Here is a 20,483-nt window from a genome sequence, read left to right on the forward strand (position 1 = left end):
GATTCTCTGTATGCTGGCGGCGGACGGGATGCACCCGGAGAAGATTGCCCTCCTGCTACGGATGGAGGTGGAGACGGTGCGGGAGATCATGGCCGCCAAGCAAGCCCACATTGAGAAATGCAGAAAGAAACTTGAACAGGCGGTGAAACCATGAAAGACCTATGCCAATACGGAAATAGACGGGAGGATGAATGGGAAATCCTGCCCTGGATACCCGATCCGCGCCCGCCCTTCAAAATTTGGGTCAATCCGGAGCAGATCGCGCCATTCTTCCTCATTCCCCACCACCCCTACGCCATCTCCCTTTTGCTGAAAATCAACGATGGATTCCGGACGGAAGAATTCCGTCGGCTGGGACTGACTGGAAGCAGCGGAGACTGGGAGCGGTTGGTCCGGGGCGTGATACGGGAGTTCGAGGAAAACAACAGCGGTGTGGGTCTGTTTCACTTCGACTCTGACGAAGATGTGTTCTGCGTGTATTCTCAATACATCGACGATTTGATGATGCTGGCCAAAATGATCCAAGCGGCCTGTGCCGATGAAAAAACGATGAGGACTTATCTGGGCGGAACCGAGTACATCAAGCTCGTTTGGGAGGACGCACCAGAGGGAGAGCCGACCATCATCCTCTATGAAGTGGATACCGAAAATGAGCGGCTGGCCATCCGCTCCATCGACATCTTTGCGGATGGCAGCACCCGCAACATCCCTGACCTCTATGATGGTGCCATCGAAATCACGCCGATCCCCACCGTGGAGGAATTGAACGTCCATGTCTGGGGCGAGGAGTTCCACGCCTGCGTAATAGAGAAAGCGGAATTTGAGTCCATCTGGGAGAGCCACACCTATGATGGAGCGTTAAAGTAGCCAGGAGGAGACGCTATGAACCAACCTATAAAAGCCAAAAATCTGCCGCTGTTCTCCATCATGGACCTGAACGAACTGCGCCGGGACACCCATCTGGAGGATGCTGTGTTTTCTGACTTCTCCGTGGGCTGGGATCAGAAGATTTATTTGTTATTCAAGCAGACGGCAGAATCCCAAGATAAAATTACCGCGAAGACCCCCGCTGACTACACAGTGGCGGAGTTAAAGATGGACTGGGCCGGGGGAGAAATTCTGGACATGGCGGTATTTCCGCTGGGGCGTCTCAAATTTCAACTTCATTACCTGCGGGCCATTGGTGAGAACTTTCTGCTGTTTCAGGCCCGGTGCGCCTACCGGGAAAACGGCCCCGAGCAAAACGCCTGGATCGTCAGCCGGGACGGAGCTGTGCTGTCCTGTTTCTGCCTGGGGGATGGCATTCAAGACTGTGTGGTAAAAAAAGATGGCACCATCATTACCAGCTACTTTGACGAAGGTGTATTTGGTAATTACGGTTGGGATGAACCTCTGGGCGCTTGCGGCCTGATTGCATGGACATCGGAGGGAACTCCACTCTGGAAGAATGAAAAGTATCCCATCTACGACTGCTACGCCATCAGCCTGGACGAAGAAGAAAACCTGTGGTTCTATTACTACAATGAATTCCGGCTGGTGCGGACGAATTTCAAAGAGGACGCTGTGTTTGAACTGCCGATCGAGGGAAGCGGAGCTTTTTCTGTCGCCCCGTCTGGTGATACCTTTCTGTTCGAGGGCGGGTACCAGAAGCACGGCAAATTCTACTTCCTGACCGCCCGGGGCGGCCGCCTCGGGCAGAAGCAGAAGGCCGTTCCCACCTGCGACGGAAAGAAGGTTTCTGTGGAGCGGTGCAGCCTGCTTCGCAGCCGGATGCTGTTCCTCGGAAAAAACGGCGTACTCTATGGAGGCATTTGGGGGAGCGATGGCCTATGAAACAGGCAGATATTTATACCGAGGCTCTGGTCTGTCTGCGCACCATTCTTCAGACGGACCACCCGGAATTCCAAAACTGGATCGACTAGCTGGAGCGGGACATTCAGGACTGGACCCAGCGGCGGGAGGTTGGCCATCACCTCCGGGCCTACGGAGGCATGGGTTCGTTCAACGACCTGCCCAATATGCGGGGAAATCACGACTACATCTTTGAGTTCCTCAAGTCCGTGTGCTATGCCTTCGGCCACCTCTACGGCAAGCGTGAGGGTGTTTCTCCAGAGGCCCTGATGGAAGAATGCGCCCGCGACACAGAGCAGGCGTCCTACCACCCGCGCAAGGAGCTGAACCGAGCCATTGCCCGCCATTTGAGGCAGGGCAATCTACAGGAGAACCTGGATAGGTTGTGAGGTGAGCACATGGCAAAGGGCATCCGTGAACGCCTGCTGGAGCAGGCAATCAAGTTTCATCAATGGCAGGAAGCCACTTATCCCGGCAAAACCAGCGAGGAACTCGGCGGTGAGTGGGAAGTCGATTATCCATACTGGAATGATACTTACAGTGCCTTCTGCCAGGTGTTGACCCAAATGGATGCAGAAACGGCAGACAGCGTCCTGCTGGATGAGATGGTCTATCTGATCGCCAGGGACAACGAAGCGGAGGGGTTTATACAGGAGACCACTTCCCATCCCCAATGGTTCGAGTGCCTCTGCCGCAGGGCCGCAGCCTCCAATGAAAGTGAGGCCAAGTGGCAGTTTGCCGCTTATCTGCCAGAATGTCCATGCAGCCAGGAAGTCAAAGACATGATCCTGGACTTCGCAAAGGACCCCAATGAATATGTGAGCCGGCGGGCGCTTTTGGCGATGCCCGCTCTGCGTCCTGACTGTGTGGAACAGTTCGCTCCGCTGTTCTGGGAGCGGAACTGTTATTCCCTCGAATTACAGGAATACCAGCGGATCGCGGTTCTGGTCTCGCTGGACGCCATCCATTCCGGCCTGCTTCCACAATACTTGGAGCAGGCCAAGCAGGATGGCCGGCGCTATCTGCTGGAACACGCAGAAAGGATCGAAGGAGGACTACTGTGAACGAAAATTTATTCCGCTTTAAGAAAGAAAAAGGTATTTGGAGAACGACAAAATAAAATTTGAGATGGAGATTAAGAGCTAATATGACAGATATTCACGACTTAGTGCCAAAAAATAAATTTGATAGCTCAAATATAGAGAGGCTAAAACACCTTACTGACAATGAGATTGAGCCGATATTACCCTCTCTTTTGGAGTGGATACAGGACTGTAATTGGCCTGTTGCTGGTGATATTTTGCCGGTGCTCGCTTTACACCAATCAGCCCTTGTCCCTTTAATTCATAGAGTTTTAAGTCCACATGAAAAAGACGACATATGGAAGTATTGGATTATCACCTGTCTGGCACCTCTTTTTTCCGATGAGAGCATAAATTGTATTCTCTCAGATATACAGAGGATTGCAAAAAGTCCTACACAGGGCGAATTAAGAGAAGAAGTACATGAAGCCGCTGTCATCTTCTTGCAGAACAGACTATCAAAAACAGGTCGATAACTTCCCATTTATCGGGGAGATAGCAAAGCCAACCGAGCCAGCAACGGTCAAGATGAACTGCACATTTCATAAGCCGCCGCTGACAGCCTCGACTGTCTTTGCTGATAGGCAATCAAGCCGGTCTTTCGGCAGATGGCAGATATCAAAAAGGAAAATCTGGACACCCGGCTGTGGGGCCGGTGTGGAACCTACTATTTACAGAAAAAAGACTGAAGGAGGCGTCGATATGGATGTCATCAAACTGCCTAAAAAATTCCGCATGGTCTGCTATGAGATCATGGACGGCAAGGACGGGGCCCTGGACACCCTGGAGACCTTTGCCGACAAATATCCCCATCAGGTGGCGGCGGTGAAGGCGGAGGCGGCCTATTTTGAGCTGGGCTATGAACATGCGCTGGATCTGGATCTCACCGTCCTCCCCTGGCTGGAGGAGTGGTATTACAGCAATGTGAGCGATGAACACATGACTGCTATGACGGTGGCCGCCATCCAGCTCCACCGGGAGCAGGAGATGATCGATGCGCTGACAAAGGAACAGGCGCGCATCCGGGCGGAGAACGGCCGGCCCCAGCGGGACCGCTTCTGCGATATCCTGATGGACTGCCTCCGGCGGGGCGTCATGCCCTTCTCGGACAACGACCGGAACTACCCCTACCGTGATCCGGAGGAGCCCCAGACGAAGGAGCAGCTTTGGGCAAAGCTGGCGGAGCAGAACAAGAAGCTCTCCCCGGACGATCCCGACGCCAAACGGAAGCTCTACAACCACTGCTGTATGTTCGGCACTGCCAAGGATGCGGTGGAGCTGTTCGAGGAGATTCAGGGCGTGCCCATGGCTGACTCCTCCTATCGGGACGCAATCGCCCGCTATCTCTATTTAGGCGAACGGGAGAAGGCGCTCCAGACAGCGGAGCGGTTGGCAACATCGCGGCTGTGGGCGGTGGCCGGGCCGACCCAGGTGCGCCCCATGTCCTTCTTTGAGGACCCGAACCTGCGGGAGTTTTTGCTGGAACCGGAATCCCTCCGGCGCATCCGGGAAGCTGCCTTTATTGATGACGGGAGTTTGATCCGAAAGTAAATTGATTGGGAATGGAGGATCTGCCATGAGCAAGGAACTGGAACTGTATAAAGCATTTATTGACGGCCTTGTGGATCGGAAGAACAGCATAACGGCCCGGTGGGTCAAGGGGGATGGCTTTCCCAGGACGGAGGACAACAAGGCGAAAAATGAATTTCTCGCCGCACTGACACCGGAGCAGAAAGGTGTGCTGGCTGAGATGCTTCAGGACGAACATGTTGCGGGTATTCACGATACCCTTGCATATATCAATGAGATGATGGATCTGGATGGGCTGGAGCTGCGTCAGGACGAGGTATCCCTTCCCAACGACTATTTTGAGAGCCTGCACTATGACTTCATCAGCCGTTGTGACGGCGATGAATGGCCGGAATAAAAGGAGGCGTGACGGATGTATATCCAAAAATACTGGGGCAACTACATTGGCGGCTCGGATGACAGCCTGAACCTGGTGGAGTTTCTGGTGGACCAGAAGAAAGAGGAGGTTCCCCTGGGCGAAATCTTCGCCAAAATCGGACTGGACAAGCAGAACTGGGACTTCCGCCAGACTGTGGAGTATCTGGAGTTCACCCACTCGGGTGGCGTGGAGATGGACTTTCACTTCGCCATTGATGTGGTCACTGACCTGGCTGCCATCCTGCTGGAGTGCAGCGTCAGCGGCAGTGTAAACCTCCAGGACCTGGACGAGTACAACACCCCCGCCCGCTGCATCCGCATCACCGCCACGCCAGAGGAACACGACGCCATGAAAAAAGCCCTGACGGACTTTGCCCAGAATCCGCTGGAATATGACCTCAGTGAGATGATGGATGAGGACGAGATCCGGGAGATGGCCCGGGATGTGGAGGCCCTGCGGAAGGAGCTGTACGAGTCCGGCGGCCGCAACCGGGACTTCATCATCCCTCTGCTGAACACCCCTACCCCATGCGCCTTTGAGCGGGATGAGAATGGCGTGTTCCAGCAGATCAAAGACTGGAAACCGGAACAGGACGAGGAGGAACAAGATATGGATATTTTGAAGCAGTGCCAGAAATGGAATGAGGAGAACGAATTCCAGAAAATCATCGACGCGCTGGAGGCCATCCCCGCCGAGGAACGCACCCCGGAGATGGACAGCGAACTGGCCCGGGCCTACAACAATCTGGCGGACCCACATAAGCCGACTTGCAGAGAAATGCTTAAAAAAGCCCTCGCTCTGTTAAAGCCCCATGAGGAATACTTCGAGGGAGACTACTACTGGAACTTCCGCATGGGGTATGCCTACTACTATCTGGACCAGGAGGGCCGCGCCCTGCGGTACTTTGAAAAAGCATTGGAAGCTCGTCCCGGCGACGAGGATACCAAAGAGTTTATCGAATGGTGCAGGAAGGGCATTTCCCTGCCGCAGTTCTGGGAGTGCTTCCGGGAGCGGACAGAGAACTGGTGGGAAACCTTTGCCGAGATGGAAGCAGAATTGCGGCAGATGATGGACGACGACAAGGACCATACCCGCGGCGCCGAACTCGTAGCCCAAATGGAAGGGGCTTTGAACCAGGCGTTTGACGAAATCTCCTTCGAGATGGGCTTCAATGGCGAGAAGCATGAGCTGATCCTCACCCCGGAGGGTGACAAGGTCAAGCTGTTTGAGCTGATCTACTTCCAGAAGCACGCCCCCAGGGAGGTGCTGGAGCATTGGAACATCCTGGTGGGCCGTCAGCCCCTCCAGAATATCGGCCTGCGCACCGAGGATGGCTGGGACATCTCCGGGGAGGATGTGCAGGTCTGGCTGGAGGAGCAGGGTGAAAACAGCTTTGCCATCTCCGCCTACTGCGAAAAGCTGCTGCCTATGCTCCGGGAGGCGGAAGGCCGTGTCTGGTGGATGCTCACCACCCTCACCGACCAGGTGCTGGGCGAGATCTCCCACATGTGGTACATTGACGATTTCGATGTACTGGATCAGCCCAAGGCAGAGCCGTCCTTCCTCCTGTCCCAGCTGCCTGACAAACTGAAAGAAAAGGGAGCGAACCTTACCACCGATCCGGAAGCCTATCTGGAGAGCTACCTTGGCTACGAAATGGAACCCAACAAGGACCCGGACGCTGACTGGCGGCTGGATGTAATGGCCGGCTCCACCTGCTGTGTGCCGCTCATCAATGGCTATCTGAACGGGGACAACGATTTTATGGATGCTCTCCATGCCGACGGCGCAGTGGCGGGCTTCTTCTGCTATCCCCTGGACACCCTGCGGGAGGAAAAAGGATCGGAGAAGATCTTCGCCTTCCGGGACAAGTTGGAGGAATTGTTCAGCACCGGCGACGGCCCGGAGATCCTCACCCTCACCGGCGGAGCCACCGGCCTTTTCTGCGGCTATGTGGACTTCATCGCCTGGGACATCCAAACGGCGCTCCAGATGGCCAAGGAGTTCTTTGAGGGCACGGACATCCCCTGGGCCAGCTTCCACACCTTCCGCCGGGAGGCGGGCACAGTAGCCCTGAAAAAGCCGCCCGAGAAAGAGCCGGAGGGCAGCGAGGATACCGCTGAGCTGGACGAGACGCTGTCCGGTATGGACTACATCCCCTACACCCCAGAAAACGCCGAGGACTTTTTTGCACAGATCGAGCAGTGGAACAATGAGGATGCGTTCCTCCGCTGCATCCAGGCGCTGAACGCTATCCCGGAGAACCAGCGGAACTACCGCACCGCCTACGCCATGGCGCGGGCGCTGGAAAACTACGCAGTTTTGGGCGACCATCAGGAGGAGCTCCCCTACTACAAGGCAGAAAAAGCCCTGCTCCGGGCCATCGAGGTGCTGGAGTCCGTCCGGGAGGAGGGCCAGGACAAAGCCCAGTGGAATATGCGGATGGCCTATGGCTATCAGTATCTCAACCGGCAGGAAGAAAAGGCCATCCCCTATGCCCAGCGGTGGGCGGAACTGGCCCCCGAGGATGAGGACGCTCCGGCTGTGATCCAGGAGTGCCAGAAAGAGATCGACAAGCGGGGCAAGGCTGTGGACGAGGACGAGAGTGACACCGACCGCACCGGCGTCTTCACCGGCTTTGTGCTGCTGTCCAAGGGAGAATGGGACAAACAGCAGTTCATCCGGGACATAAAGGAAAAGTGGGACATCCCCGTGGATGAATCCGACGCCAGCGGGGAGAAGGACGACGACGTCCTGGTGTTTGAGGTGGGCGATATGCTCGCCGCCGTCAGTCTGAATAACTATCCTATCCCCGGCGGCGAGGCCGAGGTCAACGCGGAAAACAACTATATGTGGGAAGATGCGGTCAAGGTTGCCAGGGAGCACCGCGCCCACATTCTGGTGGCGGTGCTGGGCAAAGAGAAAGATCTGCTGGAAAAGGGCAGACTGTTCACCAAGGTGGTGGCCGCCTGCTGCCGCCAGAAGTATGCCACCGGCGTCTATACCAGCGGCGTGGTGTTCGAGCCCCGGTTCTATGAGGGCTTTGCCGATATGCTGAAGGGGGACGAACTGCCCATTTTCAACTGGATCTGGTTCGGCCTCTGGCGGAATGAGAAGGGTCTGAACGGCTACACTTACGGCATGGAGGCCTTCGGCAAAGACGAGATGGAGGTACTGGGCGCCGACGCTGAGCCGGGTGACCTGCGGGACTTTTTGGCCAGCCTCGCCTCCTATGTGCTGGGAAGCGATGTGGAGCTCCACGACGGGGAAACCATCGGCTTTACGGCGGATGACAAGCACGCCATCACCCGCAGCCCCGGCGTCGGTCTGCCGGAGGACCAGATGACCCTGAAAATCTCCTGGGAGCCGTCGGAGGGCGGCCCGGAGGACGAAGGAGAAGATGACCCGGACCCTGAAACGCCCCATGAGCCGGAGGGCGAAGCGCCCAATGGTGAAGAAACTGGCGCTCCCGAGGTCTACTCCGAGGAGGAAATGGAGGCCATTGAAGGGCACATCCAGCAGTATTTCGGCAATTTTGAGACCGTGTTTCACGAGTTGAGTTCCCCCGACATCCATGTGGACATCTGCGTGGTGCCGCCTTCTGAGGAACATGACTATTACACACTGGTGACGATGGGCATGGGCGCCCACCGGATGAATGTGCCCGAGGAACTGGCCGAATACAAGCTGGAGCGGGCGGAGCTGGCCATCGCCCTGCCCAAGGACTGGAAGCTGAAGCAGGAGGACATGAAAGACGATCGGTGGTACTGGCCCATCCGCCTGCTGAAATCCCTGGCCCGTCTGCCCATTGCCAGCGACACCTGGTTGGGCTGGGGCCACACCATGGACAATCAGGAGCCTTTTGCACCGGATACGGAGCTGTGCGCCGCCATCCTGACCGGCCCCCAGGGAACGGAGGACGGCAGCGAATTCTGCACCCTGCCCGGCGGCGAGGAGATCAACTTCTACCAGGTGATCCCCCTCTACCGGGACGAGCTGGAGTATAAGCTGGCCCACGACGCGGACGCCCTGCTGGACAAAATGGAGGGCATCAGCTTTGTGGTGAAGCCTGACCGTCAGGATGCTATCACTCGTGGCACCCTTTCCAATGATGATTTTGACGGTGAGATGGACGATGCCTCCTATCATATCGAGAGCATTGAGGAGAAGGGTCTGCCCATTGACCCCATCAATGCCTACAACCATATGGCCATCTACTTGCGTTGGTGCATGGAGCATGATTTGATGGGCGAGGAATTTCTGAAAGAATACGGCGAAGTGATCAAACAGGTCAAAGCCGACCCTGCCAGTGTGGACCTGCGGGCATTCATCCAGAATGAGTTGGACGGCTGCTTGTTCTCTGTGCTATTCAATCAGCAAGGCCGTGCTTTTGCAGGCTATTACTATGGAGAGGGCGACAGCCCCTACTATCCTGCCGATGTTGATGACAACGCCCTCCGCTTCTTCGGCCCGGAGCGGTATCACTCCAATGAGTTCCAAGATGAAGCCTACCTGTTTATCCCCTTTGACGAGGACTACTACCAGGCCATGGCAAAGGTAATCGAGAAACGCTTTGAAAACTGGCAGGGACAGGACTTCGACGAGGATACGCTGGAACCCTCCGAACTGGCTGAGGCGTTGATGGAGTATCTGGACTGCGAGTGTACCTATTTTCCCTCCATGAAGGACGATGATCCCATCATGTCGGCATACAGCTATGCCAAACGGGAAAGTGTCAAAGAAGGCTTTGTGCCGGTGCTCATCAAGGCGGATGATGAAACGCTGTTGGAGTGTCTGGTGATGAACGCCGACCCGGAGAATGATGCGGACATTTACGAATTTGACCTTAAAGCTGTAACGGAGTACCGGAAGAAGATGCTCTCCGCCCCCATCAAGGACGGAAAGGCGGTTTTGGAGGAATTGACCGGCCAGCGCAAGGAAGAAGCCGAGGACGATGATATGGACTGGAATGAGGAAGTCCTGGGCGAGATGGAGGGCGGCTATGAGAATAACCGTTTCTCCTGCTACTGGAATTCTGACACCGATATGACCTATCCCCTTATTCTGGCTAAGATCCCGGTGAAGAACCCCTGGGAGATCTTTGCCTACCTGCCCTTCGGAAACTGGAACGACTGCCCTGACACACCCCAGCTGATGGCAGCGGCCAAATACTGGTTCGAGCAGTACGGTGCGGTGCCCGCCGCCATGACCCACGACGAGCTGGAGTTCCTGCTCCCGGTCCCCGTCCCCAAGGAGAAGGCCATGGATGCGGCGGTAGAGCTGTACGGTTTCTGCCCCGATGTGATCGACCAGGGGCCGGAGGACGCCACCGTGGGCGCTTTGGCCGATGTGCTGCGGCAGTCCACCGTCTGGTACTTCTGGTGGGATTGATGAGGGTTCGGCAAACGATAGAAAATAAAACACTCACCATTCAGCTGAACGGAACGGAAAACCAGAATGCAACGTTGTCCGAATTTAGAACCTTGAAGGATTTCTATAACAAGTGTCAGGACTTTCAAGGGGATGATAGTTGTGGGTATCTATTGTGACTGAGAGGTGGCAACATGGAGAAGAAGGATTTCCCCAAGGAAACCAAGCCCCGCGAGATCTTCGTCTATACCTGTGAGCGGATCGCGGAGCCCTTGATTCCGCTGGGTTACAAATACCGCAAGAGCAAAAATGATATCTACAAAAAAGACGGCATCTTTGTGTTCTCTTTTTACTTTTCCCCCTCCATCCGCTTTGGCTCCACCACTTTTACTGCCTTCTTCGATGTGAGTTCCCCGGTGATTGCCCGATGGCGCAGCGAGAGGGAGAGGCATGAGGAGACTTATGACGGTATCGTAGGCACCTCCATCGCCCGGCTGACCCGCCGGTATGATGATTTCCCCCGCTATGAGGTGTCCACCCTGCTGGAGCGGGAACGCTCTATCCAGGAGATTTCCGGGCAGATCCAGGACTATGCCCTGCCGTTCTTTGCCCGGTTTTCCGACTTGCCGAAGCTGCTGGATGATGTGGAACGGGAGGGGTTCTTTCCCCATCGGAAGGGGTTCGATGTCCCTAAGCGGAATCGGGAGTTCATCGAATGCTTCCGGGAGTATCTCCAAAAGCAGTAGGATTCAGCAGAGAGGAACAAATGCCTATGTCAAACAGACGAGTATCCACCTGGAGTGGAATCCGAAACAAGCTGGAAAATGATTACCTGTGCCCGGCGCTCCGGGGTCACATCCAATATTTTGCCACCAGTTACAGCAAAAGCGCCGACCATGAGGGCCGGGCAGCCATTCGCATGGACGGCGTGGAAGTGCTGCGAAGCAACTACTACACCTATTTCGAGAATGTGTGGACGAAATTTCATCACCTGCGGTCCACAACGCTGAAAGATTGCGACTGTGCAAAAGAGGCCATCAACCAGGCTCATGCCTTTGCACTGGAGCAGGGCACCTTTGACCAAAAGGTATTCTATGAGGCGTTTGGGATCTTTGACAACCAGAGCATTGAGAAAAGCCTTGTCAGCGAGAATCCCCCGGACTGGGACCTGCCCGCCGGGACGGTGCAGAGCGGCCTAGAAACCCTGCTCTCCCATCTTGGACTGGTGCAGGGTGGCACCGCCCTGCTGTATGAAATGACTTGACGGGACTATGCCCATGCCAAGGATGCAGGTCAAGGAACGGAGAGAAATACCATGGTGAGAGATGGACTTGTGTTCAAAATAGATGAGGATTGGCAGGTCATATTCAATCAGTACAGCTTCTGCGAACTGGTGAAGCATCTGCTGGTGAAGCTGGTGGGGATCTCCTATGAAGAAGCCTCTCAGATTGTGGAACGCTCACCGCTGGCAGAGCCAGTGGCCGATGCCTTGGGAGTGGCGATATTCAGCCATGACCTGCCTTATTACTGGGCAATGTTTTTCTACTATGGGAATGGTTATTGGTGGGAAGACAAGGGTATTCCAGCGCAGCCAGAGGATATGGATTCCTATGAAGCTCTGGAAAAGCGGATTATGGAGAAATACCACTTAAAGGAGCCGTTTATATGGACATGAGAGAGGTGTTCACCATTGGCGGTCGTCGCTTTTCTAACATAGCCGGTTTTTATGACAAGGTGGAGCGGCTCTGACCAAACCAAAAAGGAGGCAATGCTGCGGAAATCGTATATGGACAGCTTCAGGGACTTTTCATACAGCGCCATCCGAATGTCCTTGCCCACCTGCGCCGAAAGGGCGGCACAGGTGTACCCGCCCAGGATGGCGCAGACGCTGGAGATGAGAGAGGCCGCCGCCATTTTGAGCCCGGTCGCAAACAGTACTTCCAGGGTGGCCCCCGACGTCCCCAGATTGAGCATTTCCGCTTCCTCGACTTTTGTCAGGCCCGGGCGTTTTCTTATCTTCCCTGGCTGGCAGACCATTGCGATGGCCAGTCCTCCGATGATGCAGCTATGAAACGATGGCTCCGCCCTGCGGCGGAGAGCGCCCTCCGGCCGCCGGAAAAATCAAACGTCCCCGGCAGAAGGGGCATTGGGGGGAATGGTTCCGATGCATCCCGCAACCTCCAAAATAAAAAAGCGCCCGGTTACGTTTCCATAACCGAGCGCACTCGACATCTTCTCCGGCTCCTGCAGCTACGGCTGCAAGCCTCCGATGAACATCAGATCTGATTCATTTTTGACTGCTCCATCTCGCTCCGGATCAGGCAGCTTATCTTCCTGGTCAGGGAGATCAGAGCATTGTGTTCGTCACTGCTTAGTTTTTTCCATGCGTTTTCCTCGATGCGGTGCATCCGCATGATATGCGCCTCAACGAAAGCCCTTCCTTCCTCCGTCAGCAGAGAGCGCTTGGAACGCTGGTTTTCCTCATAGGGTTCCAAACGGATCAGGCCCTTTTTGCGCAGCTGCTTGAAAGCGGAATTCAATGTCTGCCTGCTGACAAAAAGCCGTTCGCTGATCTGGCTTTGGGTGGCCGCGCCTTCGTAGATCAGCAGCAATGACCAATATTCCACTTCGGAAAGCCCGCAGGATTTGGGGAACAACGTATAAACATCGTCCAGTTCCCAGGTCGCTTCCCGGAACGCCGCCAGACTGGCTTGCATCTCCAGACTCTGTTCCATCCTTCCCCTCCTATCATCCCAAATCATACATTACGATTTCGGACATCCAGCAGTATAACGGATCAGGCTTTTGTTGTCAAGGCTTTTTTGAAAAATTTTACAGACGCCGTCTCCGGCCGCTCGTTTGCATACGGGCACTCATCAAACACAGTCCATCGGTCATTGTTTCAATACAAAGGCTCATTCTGCAAAAGCAACCGATAGAAATTCAAAGATTTTACCATGTCATTCACGCATAGATAGACCGTACTTCATTTCATTGCGAACACATCCCTGAATTTTCAAAGGCCGCCTATTTCTTGATCAGCTTCAGCTTAATGTTTTTTCTGTCGGCGATTTCCTGAAATACTTCTACGGCATAAGCGCAGCGCTCTTTTTCTGACGCAAACGCCCTGTCATTGGATTCGATCCTGTTCATCGCTTCCCGTATTTCGGAAAGTTCCAGTAAATTTACCGCCACGCAATAGAAATTTTTTCTACGTCCATCGTTGTATCCGGCAAGCAATTTTGAAAGGATTTGCGCTTTTTCTGTTTGCTCCAGATTATATGCACCAATGCCTGCGCTTTTCGCTTTTTCTAAATCCCGCTTTTGATGTCTGTGCGTGATAAAAGAATCGTATTCGTCAATATGCTCATATTTTTCACACGGATACTGCTTGCACTCATAGCAATATTCGATTTCCCCGTGTTCCAGGCTGCACTTTGCGATTTTGCATGATGGACTCCCGTTGCCGCATCCGCCGCAATGGTTTCCCAAAAGCATAGGGCATAGCCCACAATTCAATCCGCAAAGGGAAAGTCGCTGATTTTTTCTCTCAAAGTCCTTCATATATTTCATCCTTCATATATATTTCAGCGCTGAGCGCGCCGGCACGCCCGGATGCAGGCCAGAAGGTAGCTTACCTGAAGCGCCCCGAAAATCACAAGGACAACCAATACCGGCAGAAGCCCGGTTCCTGCCATGAAGTTCATCAGGGTCAGCACCAGATAGACGATCATACAGGTCACCGTGGTGGTTCGGTAAGCCTGAAAAGAGGCTTGGCCGATTTGGGCCCGCTCAGCCTCGTCGCAGCTGGTAAACCAGATCTTCTGAAACTTCAAGTCATAGACGCTGCCCTTTTTCTCTGGGTTTATGCTGCGGGTCAAATCCACCACCTTCTGCTGCAAAAGGATGATACAGGCCATAGCGATCAAAAACAAGACCACATTCAGCGGGGCATAGGTATACTGGAAGCTGGCAGCCAGAAAAAAGAACGCAAAGACTGTCTCAAGGTTGGTAAACAGCAGCATGAGCAGCAGCAAGAAATTCATCCGCCGGCGAATCTCATCCTCGGCGCCTTCTTCCATGTCAGGATCCCAGTTCCCATACAGCCTGCGGGCCGAACGGTAGTACAGCCATGCAGGAAACAGCAGCACCACACCGCTTACCGGGATCCCCCAGGGACCGGCCATATTCATCACTCGGTCCATCCCGACCCGGATGGCTTCCAGTGTCTCCGGCTTTGCCGCTATCGCAACCAAAAATCCACCGATACCGCCCAATACGGTGAACCCTGCCACAAGTGCCAGGAATTTGGGCAGCGCACGGAGGTTGTCCTGTTTCACAAAATCTTTCATCTCAGTCATCCTCCTGATACGAAAAAATGTCTTCCACCGTGACCCCGCAGAGTTTTGCCAGCTTGAGCGCCAATGTCACGGAGGGAGAGTAATCGCCCCGTTCGATCTGGCTGATGGTCTGACGGGACACGCCTGCCAGGCGCCCCATCTCCTGCTGATTGACTCCCAGCCGGGCCCGGTGTTCCTTGAGCCGATTGTAAAGCGGCATATTTCGTCCCTCCAATTTGACAACTAAAGCCGTCATTATGACAACTATAATTGTCATAATCAGAATACCACTGACAAAGATCCTTGTCAACAGGAAAAACAAACTTTTCCAAAAAACGTTGCGACCGTCCCCATAAAAATCGCTTTTTGGTCGCTCCATGATACAACTCAAGTCAATTCTTCGATGTTCTCGTACAGGATCACCGCAGCCTTTTCCTTCTCCATCCCCGGGCCTGTATGCGGACTGTCCAGCGCAAGGCGCAGTGTCTTGCGCACCGGGTCCAGGGCCTGGACGGCGCCGGTCACGGTCTTGTAGCGGCCCGCCGGCGGGTCGGCCGGGCAGAGCAGGTCGGGCACAAAATACCGCACTGTGATGGTCATGCCGCGGCGCAGAGCAGCCAGCCGGGCCGAGAGGGCGGCCTTCTCCTCCTCGGACAGCTCTGCTCGGGCCACACGCAGGGTCTGGGCACCTTCCTCCGCCAGCTCGTCATCGAAGCCCCGCAGCGCCGCAAAGGGGCTGAAGATCTTGGCCCGGCTGCCCAGGCTCATGCGGGGATGTTTAACGGAGGGCTCGGGACGCTCCATCTGCAAAAGATCGGCGTATTTCTGGCCGGCGATGCGACCTTCTTTGGTGTTTTTGTAGTCGTCCATATTCTCGCCCTCACTCGGCCTTGTGGCCGCCGATCCGCCCGTTGCGGTCCCGCATAGTGGCGCCCTCCAGGTAGTTGGAACCCTTGAGCACCGCGTTTTTGCCAAAGCGCTTCTTGAGGCCCAGCATGGCCTCCTGGAGGCTTTTTTCTTTTTCCAGCTTGGCGGCGTCGGTGAAAAAGTCGGTCTGGAAGATGCCGGGATCCTTTACCACCCGATTGGCGGTGAGGGTCAGGCGGCGGACCGTCAGCTTGGGATTGGCGATGCGGTCGAACAAAGCCGCAGCCGCGGCCTGCAGCTGGCTGCCCAGGTTGGTGGCCGACTCCAGCCGGACGCTGCCGTGACTGGGCTTGGGCAGGGTGCGGCCATACCGGTCGATCTGCACCGGGCCACGGTAACCGCCGCTGTCGCAGTTTTCCCGGTCGTAGCCGATGTCCAATGTAAGCCCGTCGGTGACAAGCCCCTTGTCCATCAGCTGATAGACCAGGCTGTCGGTCATCTCCTGGACGATCAGACGTGTTTTTTCGCAGGTATAGGGACAGGAGAGCACCTGCCCTTCACAGAGGCTGTTTGTTTCAGGCTGGTAGGCGTTGATCTCCTTCATGCCGCAGGGTTCGATGCCCCAGGCGTGGTCGATCAAAATTTCCGCGTCCACCCCGAACTCCCGGTACAGCATATCCTCGTCGCAGAGGCTGGCCCGGGCCAGCTCCCCCATGGTGTGGATGCCGTGCTTTTCCAGCCGGCGCACCGTCCCGGGGCCCACCTGCCAGAAGTCGGTGAGGGGTTTGTGGTCCCACAGCAGGTAACGGAAGGCTTTCTCGTTCAGCTCGGCAATGCGGACGCCGTCCTGGTCGGGGGCGGCGTGCTTGGCGGTGATGTCCATGGCCAGTTTGGCCAGATAGAGGTTGGAGCCGATACCCGCCGTGGCGGTGATGCCGGTGGTGTACAGCACCTCCCGGATCATGGTTTTGGCCAGGTCGTGAGGAGCCATATTGTAATAAGTCAAATAGGGCGTGGCGTCGATGAATACCTCATCGATGGAGTAGACCACCATGTCCTCGGGGGCCACATATTTCAGGTAGATGCCGTAGATCTGCCGGGACACTTTTTCGTAGTAGGCCATCCGGGGCGGGGCCACCAGGTAACTGATCTCCAGAGAGGGGTCCGCCGCCAGGGTTTTGGCGTCATAGCTGGGAGCGGCGAGGGACCATTTGCCGTCCTTTTTCACGGCGGTGCGGCTGCGGATGGCCGCCCGCAGCCGGGCGTCGTTGGCCTCCTTGACTTTCTGCACCACCTCGAACAGCCGTGCCCGCCCCGGGATGCCCAGAGCCTTGAGGGAGGGCGACACCGCCAGGCAGATGGTCTTTTCGGTGCGGCTGGCGTCTGCTACCACCAGGTTGGTGGTCAGCGGGTCCAGGCCCCGGGCAGCGCACTCCGCCGAGGCATAGTAGCTTTTCAGGTCGATGGCAAAATAGGTGCGCGGGCCGGACATGGCGCTCTCCCTTCCTTCTCAGAATTCACGCGGTGACAGTCTTTTCCACAAACCACCGGCCCACCCGCCCGATGAACTGTGAGCCGATGTGCTCAAAATACAGTTGTTTCTCCCGCCCCTGGATCAGGACGGTAAAGCAGTCTCCTGCCCTGTCGTTGCCCACCGCCCCCGCCGGGCGGAAATCCCGCACCGCCTCGATGGCAAAGGTGCGCCCGTCCGCCCAGGTGATGGACAGGGGCACCATGGAACCGGTGGTGTCGAACTCGGATGTCACTTTGACGTAGATGCGCTCAGTGTGGGCCTTTGCAGCTCTGCGGCCTTCCATGGGAGTCACCTTCCTGACAGTGGTTTTGATCCTTTGTATATATGGTATCGCAGAGGGCTAAAGTTGTCAATAGATATCATTAAAACAACCTTATGTTTTGCTTTTATCCCATAAAAAGGCCCCGCTCCCGGGACGGGCGGGGCCAAAAGAGCGGTCTTGTCCTTGGGATCACGTCACACGCGTTAGGGCGTATCTGAGAAGTCGAATCTGCCGAGAGATCCTCCCAAAAGTACCGCCTCCGGATGATGGAATGCAGCGCGGCGGACGGCGCTTTTGGGTAGAATCGAACCGCGTGGAGGAATTTTCAGATACATTTTAAGCATAACAAAAATCGCCGGCTGCGTAAAGCGATTTCTGAAAAATACATTTGGCCGCGGGAATCTTTTTTCTGCGCAGGCGCAGCATTTTGGATATCTTTTTCGTGCGGCGGATCGGATATCGCCCGGGTATATTTTTTGCTTTTTTGGCTCCTCGGATCCGGAGGTTCGATAAGAAGTTTTTTATTCCCAAAATGTGAAATATTTTATTTCGACAGAAAAGATATTGTGAAAGCATAAAATTTATATTATATTTTCAATAGGAAAATTCACCCCATTTTAGGAGGAGTATGATCATGCCCAGACTCAAAGGAAGCAAGAATAAACCCAAGACCGGCAAGCTGTCCTCTGCAGCCGATTACGCCGCCGCCATTGAGGCAAAGGCTGCCGAAAAAGCGCAGCTGGAGCAGAATATTTCGGAGACGCTCGATCAGATCAACGCCCTGAAAGCCCAGCTCAAAGCCAACCGCGCCGCGCTCAAAGCCACCGACAACGCCATTGCCAAGCTGGAAACCAAAAAGGTCAACGCCGAGGCCAAAGCCGCTCTGGATGCACAGAAAACGGAGCTGGACTCCACCGTCCAGAAACTGCTGACCGAAGGCATGACCATGGACCAGATCATCGGCAAACTGAACCAGTAAGCCATTTCGCCGGTCACCCGGTCAAGCAACGATCCCGCAGAGGGAGCCTCTTTTTGCGCGCAGCCGCGCGGCAGGAACAGGCTCCCCTGTTTTTTGCGGTCTTTTCCCGCATCTGTTCTGCAAAATAAAAAGACGCCGTTTGCACAGCTCCATCGAATGAGCCGGCAAACCGCGTCTTTTTATCTTTTCCCGCCCTAACGCAGTCTGACGGCAGCCTTTATTTGAGGGTCAGGCATTTCTTGGGACAGGCGGCGGCGCACAGGCCGCAGCCAACGCAGGCTGCTGCGTCCAGTTTCCAGGTCTTGGAAGCGCGGTCCACCGTGATGGCGTTCTGGGGACATTTTCTGGCGCAGAGGGTGCAGTAAACGCACTTGCCGGCATCGTTCTCCGGCTTGCCGTCGGCCTTGCCCGCCGGCGCGGCATCCGGTGCCTTGGGCCGGGTAAAGGTCTCGCTGGCCTTCTGTGCGGCAGGCGCCGTGTAGCCCGGCACAATGGCAAGGCACTTTTTGGGACAGACGTTGACACAGTTGCCGCACTGGACACAGTCGAACCGGTTGATGGTCCAGGTACCGGCGGCCCGGTCCACCTGCAGCGCGCCGGGCGGGCAGCTGTGGGCGCACAGACCGCAGCTGATGCAGTCCTCCACGCAGATTTCCACATGGCCGCGCATCCGCTCGGGATACTGGGCCGGCTCGAAAGGATAGCCTGTGGTGCACGGCTTGGAGAACAGGTTCTTGATCACTGTGCCCGCAAAGGGGAACAGCTTCCAGGGCGTCGTCTGATCGTGTTTGTGGTCCATCTTTCTCACCTCTCCGTGCAGCTGATACAGGGATCAATGGTCAGGATCAGCAGCGCAACGTCAGCCAGCTGGCAGCCCTTGAGCATCTCCAGCATGGGCGGGATGTTGCTTGTGGTGGGGGTGCGCAGGCGGAACCGGTCGATGAATTTGGTGCCGTTGGCCTTGACGTAGTAGATCGCCTCGCCCCGGGGCTGCTCGATCCGCATGAAGTGCTCGCCGTTGGGGTTCCCCTTGACAGGCACCGCAATGGGTCCCTGGGGGATCTTGTCCACAGCCTGACGGATCAGGTCAAAGGACTGGAAGATCTCCTTGATGCGCACCTCGCACCGGGCAAAGGAATCGCCGTCCGATGCGGTGACCGGCTCAAGCTCCAGGTCGCCGTAAGCCGCATAGCCCAGCTTGCGGACATCGTATTCCACCCCCGAAGCGCGCAGCATGGGTCCCACAGCCCCCATCATCCGGGCGTCTTCGGCGCTCAGCACGCCCAGCCCATGCAGACGGGTGCCCACCGTGTAATCCCGCAGAAAGGCCTCCGCGACCGGGCGCAGCTCCTGCGCCATGTCGTTGACCGTCCGGACCAGCGTCTTGAGCATGGTGTCATCCATATCTTTCAATACGCCCCCCACGCAGTTGACCGAGAAGATGACCCGGCCGCCGGTGGTCATGTCGAACATGTCCAGGATCTGTTCCCGCAGCTTCCAGCTCTGCATGAACAGGCTCTCAAAGCCCATCGCATCGGCCAGCAGGCCCAGCCAGAGCAGGTGGCTGTGGATGCGGCTCATCTCCATCCAGATGGTGCGCAGGTAGGCCGCCCGGGGCGGGATCTCCACATTCATGATCTTTTCCAGGCACTGGCAATATCCCAGCCCATGTCCAAAGCTGCAGATGCCGCACACCCGTTCCGCGATGTAGACATATTCCTTGTAATCCTTGGTCTCGACCAGTTTTTCCAGTCCGCGGTGGACAAAGCCGATGCTGGGCACCGCCTTGACCACCACCTCATCCTCCAGAACCAGGTCCAGATGCACCGGTTCCGGCAGGACGGGATGCTGCGGCCCAAAAGGCACGATACTCTGTTTTGCCATTCCCTCTCACCCCTTATGCTTGAACGGCGTCTCCTCCGCGATGCGGTAGAGCTTGCCGTGATAATCCTGCACCATATCCTCGATCTGGACGCCGAACAGCTCGGCTGCCTCGTTCTCCTGCAAAAATGCGCCGGGGTAGATCTGGGTGATGCTGGGGACCTTTTCGTTTTCCCCCACCATCAGGCGCAGCGTGCGCATATCGTATCCCTTGCCAAAGGAATAGCTCAGCTCATAGCCTTCCGGCAGGCGGGCGGCGCAGATCTGTACGACCCGCCAGCCGTCCATCTTGAACCGCAGCACCGCTGGCACAAACCCGGCCATCTCCATCGGCTCAATGGTATTGCATGCTTCCATTCCCGTTGTCCT

General features: G+C 55.9%; 23 protein-coding genes and 1 pseudogene. 13 read left to right on the top strand and 11 right to left on the bottom strand.

The window, feature by feature from the left end:
- Positions 1 to 10 precede the first annotated feature (10 nt).
- From B5E66_RS13155 to B5E66_RS05390, 12 genes and pseudogenes are all read left to right on the top strand, one after another.
- Positions 11 to 154, top strand: coding sequence for a hypothetical protein (locus B5E66_RS13155; protein WP_162609598.1), 144 nt, complete (start codon positions 11 to 13; stop codon positions 152 to 154).
- Positions 151 to 867, top strand: a complete 717-nt coding sequence (locus B5E66_RS13620; protein ID WP_087229680.1) for an Imm51 family immunity protein — start codon at positions 151 to 153, stop codon at positions 865 to 867. The genes B5E66_RS13155 and B5E66_RS13620 overlap by 4 nt, the downstream gene beginning before the upstream one ends.
- Positions 868 to 882: 15 nt before the next feature.
- On the top strand, positions 883 to 1,833 hold the full coding sequence (locus B5E66_RS05345) for a hypothetical protein (protein WP_087229682.1): 951 nt from the start codon (positions 883 to 885) through the stop codon (positions 1,831 to 1,833).
- Positions 1,830 to 2,240, top strand: a pseudogene (locus tag B5E66_RS05350) (DUF6966 domain-containing protein). The gene B5E66_RS05345 and the pseudogene B5E66_RS05350 overlap by 4 nt, the downstream one beginning before the upstream one ends.
- 9 nt (positions 2,241 to 2,249) lie before the next feature.
- Positions 2,250 to 2,915: a hypothetical protein gene (locus tag B5E66_RS05355; RefSeq protein WP_242958101.1), complete on the top strand. Its 666-nt coding sequence runs from the start codon at positions 2,250 to 2,252 to the stop codon at positions 2,913 to 2,915.
- 83 nt (positions 2,916 to 2,998) lie between these two features.
- Positions 2,999 to 3,409 (top strand): DUF5071 domain-containing protein, encoded by a 411-nt coding sequence (locus tag B5E66_RS05360; protein ID WP_074026303.1) that lies wholly within the window; start codon positions 2,999 to 3,001, stop codon positions 3,407 to 3,409.
- A gap of 226 nt (positions 3,410 to 3,635) precedes the next feature.
- A complete protein-coding gene (locus B5E66_RS05365) occupies positions 3,636 to 4,484 on the top strand; it encodes a hypothetical protein (protein ID WP_087229685.1) in 849 nt (282 codons plus the stop codon).
- Between the two features lie 25 nt (positions 4,485 to 4,509).
- Positions 4,510 to 4,860, top strand: a complete 351-nt coding sequence (locus B5E66_RS05370; protein ID WP_087229687.1) for a DUF6547 family protein — start codon at positions 4,510 to 4,512, stop codon at positions 4,858 to 4,860.
- A gap of 15 nt (positions 4,861 to 4,875) precedes the next feature.
- Complete coding sequence (locus B5E66_RS05375; protein ID WP_087229690.1) at positions 4,876 to 10,272, top strand: suppressor of fused domain protein; 5,397 nt, start codon at positions 4,876 to 4,878, stop codon at positions 10,270 to 10,272.
- 173 nt (positions 10,273 to 10,445) lie between these two features.
- The gene (locus B5E66_RS05380; protein ID WP_087229693.1) at positions 10,446 to 10,997 is read left to right on the top strand and encodes a DUF4304 domain-containing protein; all 552 of its coding nucleotides are present in this window, start codon (positions 10,446 to 10,448) and stop codon (positions 10,995 to 10,997) included.
- Positions 10,998 to 11,023: 26 nt separating this feature from the next.
- Complete coding sequence (locus B5E66_RS05385) at positions 11,024 to 11,515, top strand: SF0329 family protein (RefSeq protein ID WP_087229696.1); 492 nt, start codon at positions 11,024 to 11,026, stop codon at positions 11,513 to 11,515.
- Positions 11,516 to 11,566: 51 nt separating this feature from the next.
- Positions 11,567 to 11,926, top strand: coding sequence for a hypothetical protein (locus B5E66_RS05390; protein ID WP_087229699.1), 360 nt, complete (start codon positions 11,567 to 11,569; stop codon positions 11,924 to 11,926).
- Here B5E66_RS05390 and B5E66_RS13220 read toward each other — a convergent pair.
- The 8 genes from B5E66_RS13220 to B5E66_RS05430 all read right to left on the bottom strand — a co-directional run bounded on the left by B5E66_RS13220 (position 11,860) and on the right by B5E66_RS05430 (position 17,275).
- Positions 11,860 to 12,288, bottom strand: a complete 429-nt coding sequence (locus B5E66_RS13220) for a hypothetical protein (RefSeq protein ID WP_206393034.1) — start codon at positions 12,286 to 12,288, stop codon at positions 11,860 to 11,862. The two genes, B5E66_RS05390 and B5E66_RS13220, sit on opposite strands and share 67 nt — an antisense overlap.
- A gap of 239 nt (positions 12,289 to 12,527) precedes the next feature.
- Positions 12,528 to 12,986 carry a MarR family winged helix-turn-helix transcriptional regulator gene (locus B5E66_RS05400; protein ID WP_158098337.1) on the bottom strand — a complete coding sequence of 153 codons (459 nt, stop codon included), beginning with the start codon at positions 12,984 to 12,986 and terminating at the stop codon, positions 12,528 to 12,530.
- A gap of 292 nt (positions 12,987 to 13,278) precedes the next feature.
- Positions 13,279 to 13,815 carry a DUF3795 domain-containing protein gene (locus B5E66_RS05405; protein ID WP_087229709.1) on the bottom strand — a complete coding sequence of 179 codons (537 nt, stop codon included), beginning with the start codon at positions 13,813 to 13,815 and terminating at the stop codon, positions 13,279 to 13,281.
- A gap of 23 nt (positions 13,816 to 13,838) precedes the next feature.
- The gene (locus B5E66_RS05410) at positions 13,839 to 14,603 is read right to left on the bottom strand and encodes a DUF3169 family protein (protein ID WP_158098338.1); all 765 of its coding nucleotides are present in this window, start codon (positions 14,601 to 14,603) and stop codon (positions 13,839 to 13,841) included.
- Position 14,604: 1 nt separating this feature from the next.
- Complete coding sequence (locus B5E66_RS05415) at positions 14,605 to 14,811, bottom strand: helix-turn-helix transcriptional regulator (protein WP_087229963.1); 207 nt, start codon at positions 14,809 to 14,811, stop codon at positions 14,605 to 14,607.
- 167 nt (positions 14,812 to 14,978) lie between these two features.
- Positions 14,979 to 15,461, bottom strand: a complete 483-nt coding sequence (locus B5E66_RS05420; RefSeq protein WP_087229715.1) for a hypothetical protein — start codon at positions 15,459 to 15,461, stop codon at positions 14,979 to 14,981.
- Between the two features lie 10 nt (positions 15,462 to 15,471).
- Complete coding sequence (locus B5E66_RS05425) at positions 15,472 to 16,950, bottom strand: Y-family DNA polymerase (RefSeq protein ID WP_087229718.1); 1,479 nt, start codon at positions 16,948 to 16,950, stop codon at positions 15,472 to 15,474.
- A 25-nt stretch (positions 16,951 to 16,975) separates the two neighbouring features.
- A complete protein-coding gene (locus B5E66_RS05430) occupies positions 16,976 to 17,275 on the bottom strand; it encodes a hypothetical protein (protein WP_087229721.1) in 300 nt (99 codons plus the stop codon).
- 613 nt (positions 17,276 to 17,888) lie between these two features.
- On the opposite strand from B5E66_RS05430, the gene B5E66_RS05435 reads away from it, so the two are divergent.
- Entirely contained in the window at positions 17,889 to 18,233 is a 345-nt protein-coding gene (locus B5E66_RS05435) for a hypothetical protein (protein WP_087229724.1), read from the top strand.
- Between the two features lie 217 nt (positions 18,234 to 18,450).
- Here the strand turns inward: B5E66_RS05435 and B5E66_RS05440 are convergent, their stop codons facing one another.
- From B5E66_RS05440 to B5E66_RS05450, 3 genes are read right to left on the bottom strand one after another with little or no spacing between them, the layout of a single operon-like run.
- Positions 18,451 to 19,032 carry a 4Fe-4S binding protein gene (locus tag B5E66_RS05440; protein ID WP_087229727.1) on the bottom strand — a complete coding sequence of 194 codons (582 nt, stop codon included), beginning with the start codon at positions 19,030 to 19,032 and terminating at the stop codon, positions 18,451 to 18,453.
- Positions 19,033 to 19,037: 5 nt separating this feature from the next.
- Positions 19,038 to 20,117 (bottom strand): hydrogenase large subunit, encoded by a 1,080-nt coding sequence (locus B5E66_RS05445; RefSeq protein WP_087229729.1) that lies wholly within the window; start codon positions 20,115 to 20,117, stop codon positions 19,038 to 19,040.
- Between the two features lie 6 nt (positions 20,118 to 20,123).
- A complete protein-coding gene (locus B5E66_RS05450) occupies positions 20,124 to 20,471 on the bottom strand; it encodes an NADH-quinone oxidoreductase subunit C (protein WP_087229732.1) in 348 nt (115 codons plus the stop codon).
- Between the last annotated feature and the right edge of the window lie 12 nt (positions 20,472 to 20,483).

The organism is Faecalibacterium sp. An121 (assembly GCF_002160915.1).
GTDB lineage: Bacteria > Bacillota > Clostridia > Oscillospirales > Ruminococcaceae > Faecalibacterium > Faecalibacterium avium.

Excerpts from the sequence above, each read along its gene's own strand:
- B5E66_RS13220 (WP_206393034.1), bottom strand. The coding sequence starts at position 12,288 with ATGGTCTGCCAGCCAGGGAAGATAAGAAAACGCCCGGGCCTGACAAAA.
- B5E66_RS05430 (WP_087229721.1), bottom strand. The coding sequence starts at position 17,275 with ATGGAAGGCCGCAGAGCTGCAAAGGCCCACACTGAGCGCATCTACGTC.
- B5E66_RS13155 (WP_162609598.1), top strand. The coding sequence starts at position 11 with ATGCTGGCGGCGGACGGGATGCACCCGGAGAAGATTGCCCTCCTGCTA.
- B5E66_RS05450 (WP_087229732.1), bottom strand. The coding sequence starts at position 20,471 with ATGGAAGCATGCAATACCATTGAGCCGATGGAGATGGCCGGGTTTGTG.
- B5E66_RS05420 (WP_087229715.1), bottom strand. The coding sequence starts at position 15,461 with ATGGACGACTACAAAAACACCAAAGAAGGTCGCATCGCCGGCCAGAAA.
- B5E66_RS05390 (WP_087229699.1), top strand. The coding sequence starts at position 11,567 with ATGGTGAGAGATGGACTTGTGTTCAAAATAGATGAGGATTGGCAGGTC.
- B5E66_RS05370 (WP_087229687.1), top strand. The coding sequence starts at position 4,510 with ATGAGCAAGGAACTGGAACTGTATAAAGCATTTATTGACGGCCTTGTG.
- B5E66_RS05360 (WP_074026303.1), top strand. The coding sequence starts at position 2,999 with ATGACAGATATTCACGACTTAGTGCCAAAAAATAAATTTGATAGCTCA.
- B5E66_RS05440 (WP_087229727.1), bottom strand. The coding sequence starts at position 19,032 with ATGGACCACAAACACGATCAGACGACGCCCTGGAAGCTGTTCCCCTTT.
- B5E66_RS05410 (WP_158098338.1), bottom strand. The coding sequence starts at position 14,603 with ATGAAAGATTTTGTGAAACAGGACAACCTCCGTGCGCTGCCCAAATTC.
- B5E66_RS05345 (WP_087229682.1), top strand. The coding sequence starts at position 883 with ATGAACCAACCTATAAAAGCCAAAAATCTGCCGCTGTTCTCCATCATG.
- B5E66_RS05435 (WP_087229724.1), top strand. The coding sequence starts at position 17,889 with ATGCCCAGACTCAAAGGAAGCAAGAATAAACCCAAGACCGGCAAGCTG.
- B5E66_RS05380 (WP_087229693.1), top strand. The coding sequence starts at position 10,446 with ATGGAGAAGAAGGATTTCCCCAAGGAAACCAAGCCCCGCGAGATCTTC.
- B5E66_RS05385 (WP_087229696.1), top strand. The coding sequence starts at position 11,024 with ATGTCAAACAGACGAGTATCCACCTGGAGTGGAATCCGAAACAAGCTG.
- B5E66_RS05375 (WP_087229690.1), top strand. The coding sequence starts at position 4,876 with ATGTATATCCAAAAATACTGGGGCAACTACATTGGCGGCTCGGATGAC.
- B5E66_RS05365 (WP_087229685.1), top strand. The coding sequence starts at position 3,636 with ATGGATGTCATCAAACTGCCTAAAAAATTCCGCATGGTCTGCTATGAG.
- B5E66_RS05445 (WP_087229729.1), bottom strand. The coding sequence starts at position 20,117 with ATGGCAAAACAGAGTATCGTGCCTTTTGGGCCGCAGCATCCCGTCCTG.
- B5E66_RS05405 (WP_087229709.1), bottom strand. The coding sequence starts at position 13,815 with ATGAAGGACTTTGAGAGAAAAAATCAGCGACTTTCCCTTTGCGGATTG.
- B5E66_RS05400 (WP_158098337.1), bottom strand. The coding sequence starts at position 12,986 with ATGGAACAGAGTCTGGAGATGCAAGCCAGTCTGGCGGCGTTCCGGGAA.
- B5E66_RS05355 (WP_242958101.1), top strand. The coding sequence starts at position 2,250 with ATGGCAAAGGGCATCCGTGAACGCCTGCTGGAGCAGGCAATCAAGTTT.
- B5E66_RS05425 (WP_087229718.1), bottom strand. The coding sequence starts at position 16,950 with ATGTCCGGCCCGCGCACCTATTTTGCCATCGACCTGAAAAGCTACTAT.
- B5E66_RS13620 (WP_087229680.1), top strand. The coding sequence starts at position 151 with ATGAAAGACCTATGCCAATACGGAAATAGACGGGAGGATGAATGGGAA.
- B5E66_RS05415 (WP_087229963.1), bottom strand. The coding sequence starts at position 14,811 with ATGCCGCTTTACAATCGGCTCAAGGAACACCGGGCCCGGCTGGGAGTC.